This window comes from Austwickia chelonae, assembly GCF_003391095.1.
Classification (GTDB): Bacteria; Actinomycetota; Actinomycetes; order Actinomycetales; family Dermatophilaceae; genus Austwickia; species Austwickia chelonae_A.
Map to the genome: position 1 here is coordinate 3117047 of NZ_CP031447.1, position 18541 is coordinate 3135587.

Here is an 18541-nt window from a genome sequence, read left to right on the forward strand (position 1 = left end):
AGGGTCTGCGAAGACATACCCCGAAGGTCGTATGGACATGCGGCCGATCAGCTCACGCACCGGTGGCCCTGGTACCGGCTCCCGCTGAGCTCGGCTCCGGCGTGACCTCCGAGCTCTCCGCCCGGACACGCCGAGGACGCAGCCCCGGGGAGACCACTACGCGGGTCAGCACCGCCAGGAGGACGTCCACCCCCAGGGCGAGGACGGCGACCAAGAGCGCTCCACCGGCGACCATCGGATAGTCACCGATCGCCAGACCTTCGGAGAGAAAAGCGCCCAGGCCGCCCAAGGAAACATAGGCAGCGATCGTGGCGGTACCGACGACCTGCAATGTAGAGCTGCGGACCCCGGAGAGGATCAACGGCAGCGCACAGGGAAGTTCGACCCGCAGGAGCACCTGGAGGCTGGTCATTCCCATCCCGTGGGCGGCATCCCGGGCAGCCGGGTCGACCGCTTCCACCCCGGCGTAGGTGCCGGCCAGCAATGGCGGGATCGCCAGGAGCACCAGGACGATCAGGCTCGGAAGCAGGAAGGCCCAGGAGCCCTGTAGGTAGGGCGAGAGGAAGAGCGCAGCGGCGAAGAGCAGGCCGAGACTGGGAATGGCCCGCACCGCATTGGTCGAGGACACCAGCCATCGAGCCCGCCCGGTGTGCCCGATCCACAGGCCCACGGGGATCGCGACCAGTGAGGCCAACAGCACCGACAACACCGAATAACCGAGATGTTCGATCAACCGATTGGTGATCCCCTCGGGGCCCGCCCAACTGGCCGGGTCGGTCAGCCACGCCCAGATCTGCGTGTTCATGAGGCCGCCCCCGCCCGGCGCCACGGCGTCAGCAGGATGCTGAGCCCCAGGATGAGCAGGTCGAAGAGCACCGCCAGCGCGATACAGGCCAAGATGCCCACGACCAGTTCGTCACCATGGAATCGTTGATAACCGCCGGTGAGGAGGTTGCCGAGCTGGGCCACCCCGATCAACGACGCCACCGAGACCATGCTCACATTGCTGACCGCGGCAACCCGCAGACCTGCAGCGAGGACCGGGATCGACAGGGGAAGATCGACGCGCACGAAACGGGCCAGACGTCCGTAGCCCATCGCTGTGGCGGCAGCCGAGACATGTTCGGGGACCGAGGCCAGCCCGTCGGCGACACTGCGGACGAGCAGTGCCACCGTGTAGACCGTCATCGCTGCCACGACGTTGATCGGATCAAGGATCTTGGTGCCGAGAACCATCGGGGCCAGGACGAAGAGCGCCAGGCTGGGGATCGTGTAGAGCAGGCCGGTACCGGCCAGCAGGAGGGGGCGGGCCCAGGCCGGCCCGGTGTGGGCCAACCATCCCAGGGGAAGCGCCAACACCAGCCCGAGGACCAGGGGAAGGCCGGCGAGATAAGCGTGATGAGCAGCCAGTGAGGCCACCACGTCGAGGTGTTCGATCAGCCACGTCATGGGGAGGCCTCGACGTCGGGGTCACCATGCCGTGGGGAGTCCATCGCAGCGACGAGGTCGTCCACGCGAACCGTGCCCAGGAAAGCTCCGTCGTCGTCGACGACGACCCCTCGGCGTGATGGCGAGGACAGCGCGGCATCGAGATACGCGCGAAGGGGACCACCTCGGGTGGCCACCGTGCCACCGAGTTCGAGGTCGTCATGCCGTGGCGGTGCATTGACCTCGGCGGTGCGAGCCCACCCCAGAGGACGACGGTCGGCGTCGAGGACGAGCGCCCACCCGTCTGCGCCGAGTCCGGTGAGATCGCCGCCCAGGACTGCGGTGGGCTCGGCCTTCGGGGCGATCTTCCCTGGAGCGGGGACGAACCCCAGCGCGCGATATCCGCGGTCACGGCCGACGAAGCTGGCCACGAAGTCGTCCGCCGGGGCAGCGAGCAGGGTGGCGGGGTCGGCGACCTGGGCGAGACGCCCCCCGACACGCAGAACGGCGATCTGGTCGCCCAGTCGGATGGCCTCGTCGATGTCATGGGTGACGAAGAGGATGGTCTTGTGCAGCTCGCGTTGCAGATCGATGAGGTCGGCCTGCAACTGGTCACGCACCACTGGGTCGACGGCGCTGAAGGGCTCGTCCATGAGCAGGACGGGCGGGTCGGCGGCGAGGGCGCGGGCGACACCTACTCGCTGTTGTTGCCCGCCGGAGAGCTGCGCCGGGTAACGGCCGGCCAGGTTCAGGTCGAGGCCGACCCTGGCCAGCAGTTCATGGGCACGTTTTCGGGCCTCGCTCTTGGAGACGCCCAGGAGCAGAGGCACTGTCATCACATTGCGTTCAACGGTGTGATGGGGAAAGAGCCCGCCGTGCTGGATGACGTAGCCGATGCCTCGACGCAGTCGGCTGGCGTCCAGCGTCGTGGTGTCCTCACCGTCGACGAGGATGCGTCCTGATGTGGGCTCGACCATGTGGTTGACCATCCTCAGGGAGGTCGTCTTGCCACACCCGGATGGCCCGACCAGCACGGTGATCTGCCCGGCGGGCGCGGTCAGGGTGAGCCGGTCCACGGCAGGCGATCCTTCGCCGTACCGTTTGGTGACCTCCTCGAAACGAATCATGCGCCTCACGCTAACCGGACGAACCGACAAGAGCCTGTCGGGCGGCTGAAGCTCTATTGAGTTTTCTTGATAATCAATGTAATTCCCATGTCATCAGATCATGGACATGTCACTTTCCGTGCCCCGACGAAAGATGACCCTCAACGCGGGACGACATCGATGCGATGGAAGTTCTCAAAGGCGCGGCTCGCCGTAGGACCCCGCTGCCCCTGATAGTGACTACCCGGCCGCCCCGACCCATAAGGATGTTCGGCCGGAGAACTGAGCTGGAAGAAGCACAGCTGCCCGATCTTCATGCCCGGCCAGAGCTTGATGGGCAGAGTCGCCACATTGGACAACTCCAAGGTCACGTGGCCGGTGAAACCGGGATCGACGAAACCTGCCGTGGCATGGGTGAGCAACCCCAGACGACCCAGGCTGGACTTGCCTTCGACCCGAGCTGCGATGTCATCGGGCAAGGTCACCTGCTCATAGGTCGAGCCGAGCACGAACTCCCCCGGATGCAGGACGAAGGGCTCACCCTCGGCAACCTCGACGAGCCGGGTCAGCTCCGGCTGTTCCTCGGCCGGATCGATATAGGGGTACTTGTGGTTGTCGAACAACCGGAAGAGACGGTCCAGCCGGACATCGATGCTCGACGGCTGGATCATCGCCGCATCGTAGGGAGCGAGCTGCACTCGCCCGTCGTCGATCTGGGCCCTGATGTCACGATCGGAAAGAAGCACGGCATCGAGCCTATCGGCCGGTCGAGTTCGATCCGATGCATCGGCTGAGTTAGACTGGCCGCCAGCTTCACAGGTCACCTGTCGGAGGTCAGGCCGATCCGAGCCCACCAGCCCAGATCGATAGAACATCCTTGCAGGTCAGAGGCTTTCGCGAGTGTAGTTCAATGGTAGAACATCAGCTTCCCAAGCTGAATACGCGGGTTCGATTCCCGTCACTCGCTCCAGATCGATCACGTCGGGCCCGGCTCTCTCCCGTAGAGCCGGGCCCGACGTCGTCACCGCGCCACGAGCCAGAGACGACGAACCCTCATCTCAAGGACCTCCGTCCCGGTCACCGCGCCGAAACAGCACACATCATGGATGGTCATCCATATCTGTCGAAGGAATTCCGATGTCCACCGTCAAGGACACCATCCGACGCCCGTTCTCCCGACGTAGCTTCCTGAAATGGACCGGAGTAGCAGGAGCCGCCACCTGCGTCGCCGGCAGCACGTCCTGTGGCCTCCAACCCGCCGACCCCACGTCGGCCGCCTCGAAGGCCGACGGTGAGCGCATCGTCTGGAGTGCCTGCACCGTCAACTGCGGCAGCCGCTGCCCCCTCCGGCTGGTCGTCCGCGACGGCCGTGTCGTCCGCGTCGACCCGGATGACACCGGTGACGACGAGCTGGGCACTCAGCAGATCCGGGCCTGCGTGCGTGGACGGTCCATCCGGCAGCGGATCTACAGCCCCGACCGGCTCAAGAAGCCGATGAAGCGGGTCGGCAAGCGCGGCGAGGGCAAGTGGGCCGAGATCAGCTGGGACGAGGCCTACACGCTGATCGCCGACAAGATGAAGAAGCTCATCGCCGAACACGGCAACGAGTCGATCTACATCAACTACGGCACCGGGGTCATCGGTGCCACGGTTGCGCGCAGTTGGCCTCCGAACGCCAGCCCGGTGGCCAGGTTGATGAACTGCGTGGGCGGTTCTCTCGACCAGTACAACGACTACTCCTGCGGGAACATCGAGGCTGCGGTGGATTTCCACTACGGCAAGTGGCAGGGCAGCAACAGCAATGACGACACCGTCAACTCTCGTCTGGTGCTGATGTTCGGCAACAATCCGCACGAGACCCGGATGAGTGGCGGCGGCGAGGTCTTCGTCACTCAGAAGGCGAAGGAGCTCGCTGGGCACCGGGTCATCGTCTTCGACCCGCGGCAGAGCGACACCGCGATGAATCTTGCCGATGAGTGGGTGCCGCTGCGCCCGGGCACCGATGCGGCGCTCGTCGCCGGGTTCGCGCACGTCATGATCACCGAGAAGCTCCTCGACCGGGCTTTCCTGGACACCTATTGTTCGGGTTTCGACGAGGCGCATCTGCCCCCGAATGCTCCGCCCGGTTCCTCGTACGAGTCCTATGTCCTGGGTCAGGGGCCGGACAGGACGGAGAAGACGCCTCAGTGGGCGGCGCGGATCACCGGTGTCCCGGCGACGACCATCACCCGTCTGGCCCGGGAGATCGCCGCCACCAAACCGTGTGCGGTCACCCAGGGTTGGGGTATCCAGCGGCATTCCAACGGGGAGAATCAGTCCCGGGCGCCGATGCTGCTCGCTGCGATGATCGGCCAGATCGGGGTCTCCGGGGGTGGCACCGGAGAGCGGGAGTCCTCGGCTTCGTTGAAGATGGCGGCTTTCCCCCCGTTGGAGAATCCGGTCAAACCGGTTCTGCCTTTCTACCGGTGGACCGATGCCATTGCTCGAGGCAAGGGCATGGACTACCGCGAAGGCATCCGGGTCAACGGCAGCACCAACAGCAATGCCAATGTGAAACACGAGGTGAAGCTCAACAGCAACATCAAGTTCATCTGGCTCTACGGTTCCAACTCCCTCGTGAACCAGCACAGCGACATCAACGAGACGATCCGTCTGCTCTCCGACGAGTCGGCCTGCGAAATGATCGTCTGCATCGACAACCAGATGACCGTTTCGGCGCGCTACTCCGACATCCTCCTGCCCGATGTCACCACGGCAGAACAGATCGACCTCGTCCAACAGGGCAGCGCGGGGAACCTCGGGTACACGATCTTCGCCGACAAGGCCGTCGATCCGTTGTACGACTGCCGTCCTGTCTACGAGATGATGACCGGCATCGCGGAGAAGATGGGGGTCAAGGACACCTACACCGAGAAGCGGACCCAGGAGGAGTGGGTGCGCTGGCTCGTCGAGAACAGCCGCGTCGATGTCCCCGATCTGCCTTCCTACGACGACTTCAAGAAGGCCGGCATCTTCAAGAAGAAGCTTCCCTCCGTCATCGGGATGAAGGACTTCCGGGACGACCCGAAGGGCAATCCGCTGGAGACGCCGTCGGGGAAGATCGAGATCTGGTCGAGCAATCTCCACACGATGAGTCAGGACTGGCCCACCGACGCCAGGCGGCCCATCACTCCGCTGCCCGAGTACACCGCGACCCGCGAGATGCCCGGCGACCCGTTGGAGAAGAAATACCCGTTGCAGTGCATCGGGCATCACTACAAGCAACGCACCCACTCCAGCTATGGCAACAGCCCGTGGCTGAAGGAGGCCCACCCGCAGCAGGTCTGGATCAACCCGCTGGACGCCCAGAAACGCCAGATCGCCAACGGTGACCTCATGGCGGTGTACAACGATCGCGGGCGCCTCCACCTGCCGGCCTTCGTCACCCCACGGATCTGCCCCGGAGTGATCTCCGTCCCGCAAGGAGCCTGGTACGCCCCGGAGAAACCCGGCGGCACCGATCTCGGAGGGTCGGTCAACGTACTCACCAGTCAGGAGCCGACCGCCTACGCGAAAGCCAACGGTCAGCACTCCGTCCTCGTCCAGGTCGAAAAGGTTCGGTGACGACGATGCCGCGCACGTTCAAGCAGCTCGCCTTCCACTTCGACCAGCGCAAGTGCACCGGTTGCAAGGCCTGCCAGATCGCCTGCAAGGACAAGCACGACCTGCCCACCGGGGTGACCTGGCGGCGGGTTCCCGAGTTCTGCGGCGGGACCTGGCGGGTCGACGAGTCCACCCAGACCTTCACCCAACAGGTCTTCACCTACTACACCTCGCTGTCGTGCAATCACTGCGCCGACCCGGTCTGCGTGCAGGTCTGCCCGTCGACCGCCATGCGGAAGGGGGACAACGGTGTCGTCTCCGTCGACCCGACCGTCTGCATCGGATGCCGTTACTGCGAGATGGCCTGCCCCTATCACGCGCCACAGTTCGACGCCGACAAAGGCGTGATGACCAAGTGCGACTTCTGCGCAGACCGGATCGCCGAGGGAAAGGCCCCGGCCTGCGTCGCCGCCTGCCCCAGCCGTGCCCTCGACTACGGCGAGGCCGACGAGCTGCGCCGTAAGTACGGCGGCACCGCCGATATCGCCCCATTGCCGAGCCCGGAGATCACCCGTCCCAACCTGTTCATCACCCCGCATGGCGAAGCCCGGCCCAGCGGTTCGAAAGACGGTTCCCTCGCCAACCCTTCGGAGGCCTGATATGACCCACGAGCTGCCACTCGTGGCGTTCACCCTCATCGCGCAGATGTCCGTCGGATCCTTCGTGGTCCTGGGTCTGATCCACCTGCTCAACGCCCGGGTCGACCCGCATGTCATGGACCGGGTCACCGACCCTGCTCTCTACGCCGTCGGCCCGCTCCTCGTGCTGGGGATGGGCGCCTCGACCTTGCACCTGGGGTCGCCGCTGCGCGGGATCAACGCCCTGCGTCATCTGGGGACCAGCTGGCTCTCCAACGAGATCGCCGCCGGGATCGTCTTCCTCGTCCTCGGTGCGGCCTTCGCCGCCGCCCAATGGTTCAAGGTCGGCACGTCCCGGGCGCGTCAGATGCTCGCCGGGGTCACCGCCGGGGTCGGTCTCTTCCTCGTCTACTGCATCAACCGGGTGTACAGCCTGCGCACGGTGCCGGCCTGGGACACCCCGTACACCCTGGTGGACTTCTTCACGACCACGCTGCTGCTCGGCGCGCTCGCCGTCGGCACGGCGATGGTGGTCACCGCGCGGGTGCGGGCGCGGCGGGGTGAGGAGAAGCACGCTGAGGACGACGAACTGATCCTCGTCTGCTTGCGCGGTATCGCGTTGGCGGCGATGGCCCTCCTCGCCGTGAAATTCGTGGCGCAGCCCGTCTACCTCGCCTACCTGGGTACACACCCCGATCCGGCTGCTGCCAGGTCCTTGCAGGTCCGTGGGGAGACGTATGGTGCTTTCGCCGTTCTGCAGTACACGGCGATCGTCGCCGGGGTCGCGGTCCTGGGGTATTTCCTGGCGCGGCTTTCTCGCGGTCCGGTCGCGCAGAAGGTACTCACCGGGGTGGTCGTGAGCGCATTCTCGCTGGTCTTCCTGGGTGAGGTCGTGGGCCGGATGCTGTTCTACGCCTCGATGGTGAGGACCGGGCTGTGACCGGCCCGGGAGCAGGCGTGGACGAGTCGGTCCTCGAACTGCTCGATTCACATGGCGGTGCTTGCGCCTTCCTGTCCGCGGTGTTGTTGAACAAACCTGATGCGGCTTTGGCGAGCCGGCTCCGTGCGTCGGATCTGATCGGCACGTGGCCGCTGCCTGATGTCGCCGGGTCTGATGGGCTCGATGGGCGTAGTCACCTCGCTGGGTGGGCAGAGGCGGTTTTCTCCGGTGCGGCGCAGGGTTCTCCGGAGGTCCCTGACGAGTCGTTGATCGATGAGGCGGTGGCCGAGTGGATGCGGCTCTTCCGCGGTCCAGGGCCGTTGCAAGCCTGCCCCTACGAGTCGGTCCACCGGGAGGAGGAGAAGCTCACCTTCGGGGAACAGACCGTCTCGGTGCGTCGCTGGTATGCCGTTCACGGCGTCGAAGCACCCCGGTTGAACGTGGAACCGGACGATCATCTCGGCTTGGAGCTGGCGTTCGTCTCTCATCTGTGTCTGAGCGCCTTGGATGCGGCTGAGGCCGGTGACCTGGCAGGCTTGTCCGGGAAGGTCGCGGCGCTTTCCTCCTTCTTGGGCGAGCATCTGCTGGTGTGGGCGGACGAGGTGGCAGACGCGATGATCACGCACGCCGAGACCGGTCTGTACCAGGGAGTCGGTTTGTTGTTGCGAGGCGCCTGCCGGTCGTTGCAGACGGCTTTCCGCTGAGGACGGCGGTGGAGAGCAGCCGCCCCCCTTGGGATACTCGCCCGTTGCGTCGTCACCTGCGGTCGAACAGAGCTTCAGCAGTGGTGCTGAGCTGCCCTGATTCCTGTTCGCGACCGGAGCGAGCTGGTGCGGAGACGACCGGGGTGCCGTCGGCCGCTGCGGTGGAAGGTCGGGGCGGCGGCGTGGATGCCGTTGAGGAGACACCGGATCTTCCGGAGCGGACCATCCTGGTGAAAGCGCCTGTCTGTCTGGCGGATGTCGAGCCGGCGGCGATCTTGGAGTGCCTGTCCATGACTGCGTTGACCGTGGTCGATGCCTGCGACCAGGGCGCCGCTTCCGGGCGGGGAGCAGTGCAGACCGCCCGGGCGGCGGGTGCCGAGGTCTTGGCCGCGCCGGGTGCGGTGGCTGCCGGATGGTCGGGCCCTGTGGTGCGAGGGGATGCCGTTCCGGTGCCTCGGCGGGTGCTCCTGGGCCGGGCCGAGGAGTTGGAGGAGATGGTTTCCCGGCCGCAGGAGCGGTTGACTGCGGCGGTGCGGGCGCTGTGCCCGGGCCCGCCGACCGCAGCGTTGGCCGGCATGTCTGGTGATGCCTTGCGTCTTCAGGCGCCGGGGTGTCACGGTGACGGGCTGTGTGTCCGGGCGTGCCCGCAGGAGGCTTTGGCCCGTCGGGTCGACGGTGATGGGGCCCGTCGGTTCGTTCTCGTCCTTGATCCGGGGCTTTGCGACGGATGTGGGGAGTGTGTGCAGGCGTGTCCGCACCGTGCGTTGCGCGATCTGGGGCAGTTGTCGTGGGCCGAGGTCCTGGCGGGTCCGATGGTCTTGCGTTCCGGGTTGATCGGTGACTGCGAGCGCTGTGGTGCTCCGGTGCGGGGCAGTCAGCCGCTGTGTCATGTCTGTGTGGAGCGGGATCGGGATCCTTTCGGGGTGTGTCCGCCTCCGGGATTCGTGCTTGATGAGCAGACCGGGGGGCTTCGGCGGGAGGGTGATGTTTCCGGGGTGGGTGCTGGGTGTTCTCCGGTGGGCTGGAGCGCGTAGCATCCGGCCGTATGACGAATGCCGATGATGCCCGTATCTCTTTGGCCCAGGCGCAGAGTCTCCTTGAGGAGGCTGCGTCGGACGTTGATCGCCTGGACGAGGTTCTGAGTTGGTTGGCCATGGCGATCGAGCGGGTTCGCCGTCTTGACGAGTATCACCGTGGCCCGGGTCAGGATGATGTCGATGCTGTTCTGGCTGCTGATCCTGAGGCGATAACGCCGGCGGTGGCTGGGGAGGACGCGGTGTGGGAGTGTGTCACCGAGTTCGATGAGCGGATGTTGCGGCTGTTGCGGGTGGTGACGGCTCAGGTGACTTCGCGGTTGGACGATGCGCGCTGAGGTAGGGCCGTCTGGGGTCAGCTGACCAGGGCCAGTCCTTGTGGGAGGGTGAATTCGAAGGTTGCCCCGCCCCATTCGTTGCGGTAGGCGCGGATTCTGCCGTGGTGTCTGGCCACGATGGAGTGGCACATGGCCAGGCCCAGCCCGGTGCCTTGTTGGTCGGCTGCGCCTTTGGCGGTGCGTCCGAAGCGGGTGAAGATCACTGCGGCATCCTCTTCATCAACACCGATTCCTTTGTCTTCAACTAAAATTCGTACCCATCCGGGTGATCCGGCCGGGCAGGAGCGCACCCTCACCCAGGCCGGCTCGTCCGGTCGGGCGTATTTCACCGCATTGCCCACCAGGTTTCCCATGAGTCGACGCACCAAGGTCGGGTCGGCATGCACCACGGCGTCGGTGTCCACTTCGATGTGCACCCCTTCCCGATGGTGGTACGACAAGGCGATCTCCCGGGTGACCTCCGCAAGGGACAAGTCGCTGATCTGCAGGACTCCTTCCCGGGCGACCGTGTACGCCAAGCAGTCGTCGATGATGTTCCCCATCTGCTGCCCGGCCGACAGCGCCCGGGCCAGTGCGCGTCGTCCCGCCCGGATGTCGTCGTCCGCCTCGATGTCCGCGGTGTCCATCCACAGGGCCACCGCTGCCAATGGTCCTTTCAGGTCGTGGGCCACCGTCCCGGCGAAAGCCTCCAGTTCCTGTTCTCGGGCCTGCTCGGCGGTGACATCCCGCAGCAGGATCAGCCGAAGCTGTTTCCGCCGATGTTCCAACATCCGATGGGTCGCCGCGACCCTCTGTTCAGCGCCGCCGACGTCTTTCTGCCCGGTGTCCGCGCCTACCCGGGATGATCCTGTCGTCGACACCACCAGGTGCGAGGACTCCTCCGGCCCGGTGTCCAGCCACTTGCGGAATTCGCCGACGTCGATCAGGTGACCGGCTCCGTCCCGGACGGCGAAGGCCGCCAGCCACCGCTCTTCCGCCGGGAGATCCGTGTCCACGCTCGTCGGCGGCGCCCCCAGCAGGGAGCGTGCCGACGGATTGGACAACACCACCTCGCCTTCACCGTCGATGAGGAGCACCCCGTCGTCCATCGAGGAGAGCACCGCATCGAGCAGGATGTTCTGAGCGTTCTCCTCTTTCGCGGCCTCGGCCAGGCGCTCGGCCAGACGGGCGTGGGATTCCCGGTAGCCGACGAGGAAACAGCCCAGGACAGCTCCTGCCACGTACAGCAGTTGGGTCGCCGCGGTGGGCATGATCTCCGAGGTCGGCGCATTGTCGTCGACCAGGGCGAGTTTCAGGCTGTGCGAGAACAGGGGCAGAAGCAGAAGTGTGGCTGCGGCTCGGCGAGGGGTCAGCGTCAGCCCGATGAGCAGCGCGGGGACGAAGAGGAGCCATTTGATGGGCTGTTCGAACTCGATGGTCAGCAGGACCAGGCAAGCTGTGGAGGCTATCGCGGTGACCGGCAGGAGCATCGGGTAGTAGATGGAACTTGCGATGCGCAGCGGGTGAACAGCGGCGAAGGCGAGGAGCCCCCCGTAGAGCAGCGTCAGCTGCACCAGCGTCGCCCACCACACCGCCAACTCGGTGTCATGCGGTCCGCCCAGATCGATACCGGGCAGCGCCCCGATGTAGACGGCGGCCCATGAGGAGACCGTCGTCAATGAGGTGAAGAGCATGACGTCGCGTGGCGCGAGCGGAAACCACTCGTCGCCCTGACGCCATCGTTGATAAGCGGCCAGGAGTAGTGAGTAGAGCACCAATGAACTCGTCGACGTCCACAACAGCGGAAGAAATGGCAGATGGAAGGCCAGTCCACCCCCGACAGCAGTGACCCAGAGGAAAAGGTAGGTTCCCCACCACAACCGGCGGTCGTGCGTCAACATCGTTGCCGCGCTCCGAGGTCTCGTCCGCTGTTCCGGTCGGCCCGCCGTGCTGCGACGTTGCGGCCACACCAAGGAGAGCAAGGCCAGCTGGGCCGGCGGCAGGGTCCAGGACAAGGAGACCCGTTCGGCTTCGTCGTAGACCGCGAAACTCCACACCAGGCTGAACAGGTAGACGACGACCACGCACAGGTAGGCCTGCCGGAAGGACATGCCGAAGGCCCGACGGCCTGGGGGCCTGCCCTCAGCCGGTGGCGGAGATGTCCAGGACATCACGGCTGCGTCACCGCGACCTGGGGGGCGTCCGCCGGCGCAGCAGGCAGGGTGAAGGCAATGGTCGTTCCGCCCCATTCGTTGTCGGTAGCAGCGATCCGGCCTCCGTGGCGGGTCACGATCGCCCGGCACAGCGCCAGCCCGAGTCCGACGCCTGACGTCTCGGTCCCGGCGGAGAGCAGCTCCCGTCCGGCCTGACTCAAACCGATTCCTCGGTCGGCGATGCTGATCTCGACCATGTCCGGGCCGGCCGGCCGACTCGTCACTCGGATGAACGGAGCCTGTTCGTCCCTGACGAATTTCACGCTGTTGCTGATCAGATTCGACAACAGTTGTCGGGTCAGCGCCGCGTCGGCGTGCACGGGGTGGGGTGCGTCCACCTCGAAGACCGCCCGATGTGTGTCCGAGTCGTAGATCGTCGCGATCTCCTGCACCATCTGCTCGATCGGCACCTCGGCGAGGTTCAGTTCTCCGGAGTGGCTGACGGTGTAGGCGAGGTAGTCGTCGATCAGGGCTCTCATCTGGGCAACCGCAGTGTGCGCGCGTTCCAGGGCGTGTCGCCCCGCGTCGGCGTCGGCTCCTGCCAGGTCTGCGTCAGCGGTCTGCATCCATCCTGTCAGCGCGCTCAACGGTCCTTTCAGGTCGCGGGCGACTGTTCCGGCGAAGGACTCCAACTCACGTTGGTGGTCATGCCGTGATGTGACATCGCGGAAGAGCCACAGCGTGAAGGGCACCCCCCGCATGACCAGGTCTTGGGTGGACACGGCCAGACGACGTACCGAGCCCTGTTCATCGCTGATCGTCAGCGGAATGCGACGCATCGTCCCCGGGACCGGTCTGATCAGGCGCGCATAGTCGCGAGGTGTCAGGTCCTGGTCGCGGTCGGCGAGCTGCAAACGTAGACGACGGGCCCAGTCCAAGGTGACCTTGCTGGGTGGTTCCTGACCGAGCAGTTGGGTCAAGGCGGCATTGCTGCGCACGACGACGCCCTGTTCACCGGTGATCAGCAGGCCGTCCGACATCGACTCCAGGATGGCGTCGCTGATCTCCCGTTGGGAGCGTTCCACATCAGAATATTGAGCTGTCGCCAAAGACAGCGCGGACTCCCCGATCCGGAAAACGACGATGAGCATCGAGACATTGCTCGCGAAGCCGAGGAGCAGGTCGAGGGATGCCTCCGGACGGACGACTCCGAAGAGTGGTGCCGCGTTCACCGGCGGATAGGGCAGGAGGGCGACCAGGAAGGCCACGGAGAGGGTCACCCAGATGACACACCTCGGCGTCATCAAAGCCCCTGCGACGGCCAATGGCACGAGGTACTGCCAGCTCAACGGCTGTTGCGGCCAGATGTACGGGGATGCCAGAGCAAAGGTTGTCCCGGCGATGAAGAAAGGCCACCACCGGAGCCGCAACGGTGTGAGCAGTGAGGGCATTCCTTGGAAATACAGCGGCAGGACGCAGTTCGCAGCGACGGCCAGCGAAGCAAAACCACGGGAATAGGCCCAGATGTCGACCTCGGAGATGAAGGCAGCGGGGTCTTCCTCATGCGGGAATCCACCCAGAAGGAGGGTCACTATCGGAGCCAGACTGACCGCGGTCATCAACCACAACGATTCACCGACGTCCCGGGGAAACCATGACTCGCCCAGCCCGCGGAAACGGTAGAGGGTGACGGCGGTCAGCGCTCCCAGCGCATTGGCCAGGATGACTTTCGTCAAGGTGAGCGGGCTGACGACCGGCGCCCAACCAGCCACGAAGCAAAGGGCTGCACCACCCGAGAATCCAGCGGTGACCTGCGCATATCGTGACCACAACGTGCGATTCCGCAGGCCTTTGCCATCCCAGGCGCAGGCTGCTTCGACGAAGAACACCGCGTGGAGGATCCACCACGAGGACAGCCCGGTGCTCTCTCGGACGAAGGCGAAACCACCGATTCCGGCCAGTACTGCCGCCACGATTCGTGCGGTGGTCGCGATGTGCGGGCGGGCGGTGTTCACCGCGACCGGCATGACCGTCCGAGGAGAGATGTCCGCAGCAGAGATGCGATGCTGGACGCCCCACTCCGTGATGTCACCCGGCATACGTGCACTCTTGGCACGCTGGACCACGCGCTCCACCTCCCCCTGTGTTCGCCCGTCACATCGGCTGTCCGGCGAACGCTTTGAGCTCTCGGAAGGGGCGAGCTGCTCGCCGACGCCATGAGCGGTGGAAGAGGCGTGGGACAACTGGACGTGACGGATATCGCACGAGCCGTCGAATAGCCCTTACCTTGGTCTACGTCTATCCCGGCGCCACTGTTGCCGGTCGTGTTCTTCCGGGAGGTTGCTGTGCGTGCAGAACGCATCACCGATGTCATCGCTTATCACATGGAAGGTCCCTGTTGGTGGCCTGCTTGGGGTGGGCTACGTTGCGTCGACATGTTGGACGGCGAGATCATCTCGATCAATATGTCGGGCCGCTCCAGCCGTCAGAAGGTCGACCGGGTGGCGGCTTGTGTCCGCCCGCGGGAACGCGGCGGGATGATCGTCGCCGTGGAACGTGGTTTCGCTCTCGTCGACGGTGATGGCACCCTGACCCGGCTGCCCAGCATCTGGGAGGATCCGGGGCTGCGGATGAACGAGGGGGCGTGCGCACCCGACGGGAGTATGTACGCAGGTCAGATGGCCTATGACAGAACAAAAGGCGCGGCCTCGATGTTCCGGATCACCCCGGAGCGCAAGGTCACCCAGGTGCTTGACGGCCTGACGATCAGCAATGGCCTCGACTGGTCGCCCGATGGCTCTTTGGCCTACTACGTCGACACCGACACCTGCCGGATCGACGTCTTCGACTGGACTGCCGAGGGCGGGCTGAGCGAACGACGTCCTTTCGTGAACATCCCCGATGGCGGACGTCCTGACGGACTCGTCGTCGACGCCGAGGGCGGGGTGTGGACGGCCATCGCGAATGGTGGCCGGGTCGAGCATTACACGTCGTCGGGCGAATTGGCCGAGGTGATCGAGGTCGGGGCCCGCAAGGTGACGGCGTGCACCTTCGGTGGTGATGATCTGGACCAGTTGTTCATCACGACATCGCGGGAGCGGGTCCCTGAAGGTGAGGACCCGCAGGCGGGTTCTTTGTTCATGGTGAAGCCGGGTGTGACCGGCAAGTTGCCGGGGGTCTTCGCCGGCTGAGTCGAGGGTACGCAGCAGAGGACGGGACCCGATGTCTGTCCGGGTCCCGTCCTCTTCGTCCCTCGACTGCCACCTGTCGTGGGACGGTGAACCCGCTGCGACCGGTGCCCCTGTGCGCCGGGAGCGGGTTCGTGACGTCGGCTCCCCCTCCGAGGGTCGACGTCACGCCTGGTCACAGAGAGAGGATCTCGGCTTCCAGCCGGGCAAGTCCGGCGAGCCGGGCTGCCAGTTGGGCGCTTTCCTCACGGAGTGCGTCGACGATCCGCAGGTCGTCGACGGTGATGTCGACAGGTATCGGCGTACTGGTGGTGAGCGGCGAGTCCGGTGTTTTTCCTTTCCCGGTGATGGACACCAGTGCCAGGGCTACGCGTTCGGGACGCCCTGGTCGGTGTACGGCGATCGACATGTGCTCCCCCGTGATCTGCTGACGTGAACTTTCGGTAGCAGTTGTTTCGGCTGGTCGGAGGGTCGGTTGAGGAAAATTTGGTCGTTCGTACCGGTGAGCTCCGGGGCGTCGGCGGGGGCAGGGTGTCCGCTTGTTCTCCCGGGCGGGCAGAGGCCCTGACGGTCAGGGGATCTGAGGGGGTGTGCTGCGGCGGGCGAGTGGTTCGGCGAGGGCTCTGCCGAGTTTGCTGGGCATCTCGGCCAGGCTGAGTCCGCTGTTCAGGAGTGCCTCGGTGATCAGGTCGAAGTCCTGGGGGGTCCCTGCGGGCCCGAGTTCGAGTTCGATCTCTCGCCATCGGCTGTCGCCGGGGTCGATGAGGAGGGTGTTCTCCACGGCGTCGTCGACGATCTCGGCGATGGGTCCGCCTTGAGCGTCGAGGAGTTCTCGACGGGTGCGGAGGGTCTTCAGAACGGTGACGGGGATGAGTGTTTCGCCGTTGGTCAGGTGGGCGACGTGGGCGATGAGGGCGGGGGGGATGTCGGTCGGGTCGTCTCCGAGGGGTTCGTGGATCTCTCGGCGGGTGTCGCCCTTGCGGGGGAGTTTGAGATGCCAGCCTGCGTCGAGGCCGCCGAGGCGATGTCGCAGGGTGTGGCGGGCGCGGAGCAGCGTCAGGTCCGGGGTGTCGAAGTAGGTGGCGGTCTGGGTGAAGCTGCGGGGGTCGGTGATGTGTTGGGTGGCGCCGACGCCGATGAGGTGGGGGAAGGTCCAGGTGTCGGGTACGTCGAAGGTGCGTTCGGTTTCGTCCTGTGCGGTCGCCATGGAGGTGATTCTTCCCGAGGGCTGTCGAAGATGCACAACCCAAGTAATTTATGCTTTCGTTATCTTTTATTCATCTTAAAGAAAACTATGAACGTGGCCCTGAAGGATCAGAAGCAGTGGTCCAAGAATATGCCGGTGAGGTCCATCACAGGTATGCGGCACGGGGTTGCCAGGCGCCTCAACCTGAAGCGATAGTCGCTGTTACCGACGAGTAAGCGCCGCGTGAGACACCGACCCCTCGGGGGTGCGACCGGCGACATTCAGGCGACCCTCCAGCCATAGACCGGCCATTTATCACCACCCGGCGCAGACCGCCGCAGCGACGACTAAGGGGTACACCAAAGATGGGCCACTACAAGAGCAACCTGCGCGACCTCGAATTCAATCTCTTCGAGGTTCTCGACCGCCAAGAAATTCTCGGCACCGGCCCTTACGAGGACGTCGACGCCGATACCGCCCGCGAGATCCTCCGCGAGGTCGTCCGCCTGGCCGAGAACGAACTCGCCGACAGCTTCTACGACTCGGACCGCAACCCGCCGGTCTTCGACCCGCAGACCGGCACGGTCACCATGCCGGAATCCTTCAAGAAGTCCTACAAGGCCTATGCCGATGCCGGATGGGGCATGCTCTCGGTCCCCGGTGAACTCGGCGGAACCGTCGCCCCGCCCTCACTGAACTGGGCTGTTTCCGAGCTCGTCCTCGGTTCCAATCCGGCTGTCTACATGTACACCGCCGGTTACGGTTTCGCTCGGGTGCTCCACGAGCTCGGCAATGCCGAACAGCAGAAGATCGCCCAGCACATGGTGGAACGCCAGTGGGGCGCGACCATGGTGCTCACCGAACCCGATGCCGGATCGGACTTCGGCGCGGGACGCACCAAAGCGGTACAGCAGCCCGACGGAACATGGCACATCGAAGGTGTCAAACGATTCATCACCTCCGCAGAACACGACTTGATGGAGAACATCATCCATCTCGTTCTCGCCCGCCCTGAAGGAGCTGCCCCCGGCACCAAGGGTCTTTCCCTTTTCGTCGTCCCCAAATTCCATATCGATCCCGAAACCGGTGAACCCGGCGAACGCAATGGCGCCTATGTCACCAATGTGGAACACAAGATGGGTTTGAAAGTCTCCACGACCTGTGAGCTCCGCTTCGGTGAGAAAGAACCGGCCGTCGGTACCCTGGTGGGTGATGTCCATGACGGCACGGCGCAAATGTTCCGGGTCATCGAATATGCCCGCATGATGGTCGGCACCAAAGCGATCGCCACCTTGTCCACCGGATATCTCAACGCCCTGGAGTACGCCCGGGAACGTGTCCAGGGAGCCGACCTGACCCAGATGACCGACAAGTCCGCGCCGCGGGTGACCATCATCAAGCACCCGGACGTACGCCGGTCCCTCATGTTGCAGAAGTCCTACGCCGAGGGCTTGCGGGCGCTCGTGCTCTATGCCGCTGTCCAGCAGGACATCGTCGACCAGTACCGGCTCACCCACGACGGACAGGACCCGGAGAAGGGGTCTCCCGAGCATTTGGTGGCCCGGATCAACGATCTGTTGCTCCCGTTGGTCAAGGGCTGCGGTTCAGAACGCGCCTGGGTGCTCTTGGGTACCGAGTCCCTCCAGACTTTCGGTGGGTCGGGTTTCTTGCAGGACTATCCGGTCGAGCAGTACGTCCGCGACGCCAAGATCGACACCCTTTACGAGGGGACCACCGCGATCCAGGGGCAGGACTTCTTCTTCCGGAAGATCGTGCGTGATCAAGGTCAGGCTTTGCAGGCTCTGGCCGGGGAGATGGCCAAGACGATGGCCGCCCCCGAGGGGCAGGACGAGCTGGCCCGGGAGCGGGAGCTTCTCGGCAGGAGCATCGAGGACCTGCAGGGGATCATCGCCTGGATGATCGGGGCGGCGATGGCTTCGGACCCGCGTACTGCGGGCGACCAGGCCGATCTGACCAATCTCTACAAGATCGGGCAGAACACAACCCGGCTGCTCCTGGCTGCCGGTGACGTGATCATCGCCTGGTTGTTGTTGAAGCAGGCGGATGTGGCCTCGGCGAAGCTCGCCGGTGGCGCGGCCGGGGAGGATGTCGATTTCTACACGGGGAAGGTCGCTGCGGCACGTTTCTTCGCTCAGACGGTGCTGCCGCGGATCGCTGCGGAACGGGTGATCGCCGAGGGCACCGACAACCGGCTGATGGATGTCCCGGAGAGCGCTTTCTGATCTCAGGGGCGGTTCTCAGGCA

Annotated in this window: 16 protein-coding genes and 1 tRNA gene; 9 read left to right on the plus strand and 8 right to left on the minus strand. The window is 65.1% G+C overall.

Going from position 1 to position 18541, the window contains the following annotated elements; genetic code table 11:
- Positions 1-52: 52 nt before the first annotated feature.
- The 4 genes from DX923_RS13690 to dcd form a co-directional block, all read right to left on the minus strand.
- Positions 53-805, minus strand: a complete 753-nt coding sequence (locus DX923_RS13690; protein WP_116116348.1) for an ABC transporter permease — start codon at positions 803-805, stop codon at positions 53-55.
- Positions 802-1449, minus strand: a complete 648-nt coding sequence (locus tag DX923_RS13695) for an ABC transporter permease (RefSeq protein ID WP_116115672.1) — start codon at positions 1447-1449, stop codon at positions 802-804. Before DX923_RS13695 ends, DX923_RS13690 begins: the two co-directional genes overlap by 4 nt.
- Positions 1446-2555: an ABC transporter ATP-binding protein gene (locus DX923_RS13700; RefSeq protein WP_116115673.1), complete on the minus strand. Its 1110-nt coding sequence runs from the start codon at positions 2553-2555 to the stop codon at positions 1446-1448. Before DX923_RS13700 ends, DX923_RS13695 begins: the two co-directional genes overlap by 4 nt.
- A 140-nt stretch (positions 2556-2695) precedes the next feature.
- Positions 2696-3280, minus strand: coding sequence for a dCTP deaminase (gene dcd, locus DX923_RS13705; RefSeq protein ID WP_116116349.1), 585 nt, complete (start codon positions 3278-3280; stop codon positions 2696-2698).
- A 150-nt stretch (positions 3281-3430) separates the two neighbouring features.
- Here dcd and DX923_RS13710 point away from each other — a divergent pair.
- From DX923_RS13710 to DX923_RS13740, 7 genes are all read left to right on the plus strand, one after another.
- Positions 3431-3504 (plus strand) — tRNA-Gly (locus tag DX923_RS13710).
- Between the two features lie 167 nt (positions 3505-3671).
- Positions 3672-6137, plus strand: coding sequence for a DMSO/selenate family reductase complex A subunit (locus DX923_RS13715; protein WP_116115674.1), 2466 nt, complete (start codon positions 3672-3674; stop codon positions 6135-6137).
- 5 nt (positions 6138-6142) lie between these two features.
- A complete protein-coding gene (locus DX923_RS13720; protein WP_116116350.1) occupies positions 6143-6775 on the plus strand; it encodes a DMSO/selenate family reductase complex B subunit in 633 nt (210 codons plus the stop codon).
- 1 nt (position 6776) lies between these two features.
- Positions 6777-7694 carry a dimethyl sulfoxide reductase anchor subunit family protein gene (locus DX923_RS13725; RefSeq protein ID WP_162873000.1) on the plus strand — a complete coding sequence of 306 codons (918 nt, stop codon included), beginning with the start codon at positions 6777-6779 and terminating at the stop codon, positions 7692-7694.
- Positions 7691-8398 (plus strand): TorD/DmsD family molecular chaperone, encoded by a 708-nt coding sequence (locus DX923_RS13730; RefSeq protein ID WP_116115676.1) that lies wholly within the window; start codon positions 7691-7693, stop codon positions 8396-8398. Before DX923_RS13725 ends, DX923_RS13730 begins: the two co-directional genes overlap by 4 nt.
- A gap of 8 nt (positions 8399-8406) precedes the next feature.
- Complete coding sequence (locus DX923_RS13735; RefSeq protein WP_162873001.1) at positions 8407-9432, plus strand: 4Fe-4S binding protein; 1026 nt, start codon at positions 8407-8409, stop codon at positions 9430-9432.
- A gap of 11 nt (positions 9433-9443) precedes the next feature.
- Positions 9444-9770 (plus strand): hypothetical protein, encoded by a 327-nt coding sequence (locus tag DX923_RS13740; protein WP_116115678.1) that lies wholly within the window; start codon positions 9444-9446, stop codon positions 9768-9770.
- A 17-nt stretch (positions 9771-9787) separates the two neighbouring features.
- Here the strand turns inward: DX923_RS13740 and DX923_RS13745 are convergent, their stop codons facing one another.
- Positions 9788-11920, minus strand: a complete 2133-nt coding sequence (locus DX923_RS13745) for a sensor histidine kinase (protein WP_162873002.1) — start codon at positions 11918-11920, stop codon at positions 9788-9790.
- Positions 11920-14028, minus strand: a complete 2109-nt coding sequence (locus DX923_RS13750) for a sensor histidine kinase (RefSeq protein ID WP_116115680.1) — start codon at positions 14026-14028, stop codon at positions 11920-11922. Before DX923_RS13750 ends, DX923_RS13745 begins: the two co-directional genes overlap by 1 nt.
- Positions 14029-14247: 219 nt before the next feature.
- Here DX923_RS13750 and DX923_RS13755 point away from each other — a divergent pair, with 219 nt between their 5' ends.
- Complete coding sequence (locus DX923_RS13755; RefSeq protein WP_116115681.1) at positions 14248-15093, plus strand: SMP-30/gluconolactonase/LRE family protein; 846 nt, start codon at positions 14248-14250, stop codon at positions 15091-15093.
- A gap of 172 nt (positions 15094-15265) precedes the next feature.
- Here DX923_RS13755 and DX923_RS13760 read toward each other — a convergent pair whose 3' ends face one another.
- The gene (locus DX923_RS13760) at positions 15266-15499 is read right to left on the minus strand and encodes a hypothetical protein (protein ID WP_116115682.1); all 234 of its coding nucleotides are present in this window, start codon (positions 15497-15499) and stop codon (positions 15266-15268) included.
- Positions 15500-15661: 162 nt separating this feature from the next.
- On the minus strand, positions 15662-16297 hold the full coding sequence (locus tag DX923_RS13765; RefSeq protein WP_116115683.1) for a CYTH domain-containing protein: 636 nt from the start codon (positions 16295-16297) through the stop codon (positions 15662-15664).
- A 344-nt stretch (positions 16298-16641) separates the two neighbouring features.
- On the opposite strand from DX923_RS13765, the gene DX923_RS13770 reads away from it, so the two are divergent.
- Complete coding sequence (locus DX923_RS13770; RefSeq protein ID WP_116115684.1) at positions 16642-18519, plus strand: acyl-CoA dehydrogenase; 1878 nt, start codon at positions 16642-16644, stop codon at positions 18517-18519.
- The last annotated feature ends 22 nt before the right edge of the window (positions 18520-18541 follow it).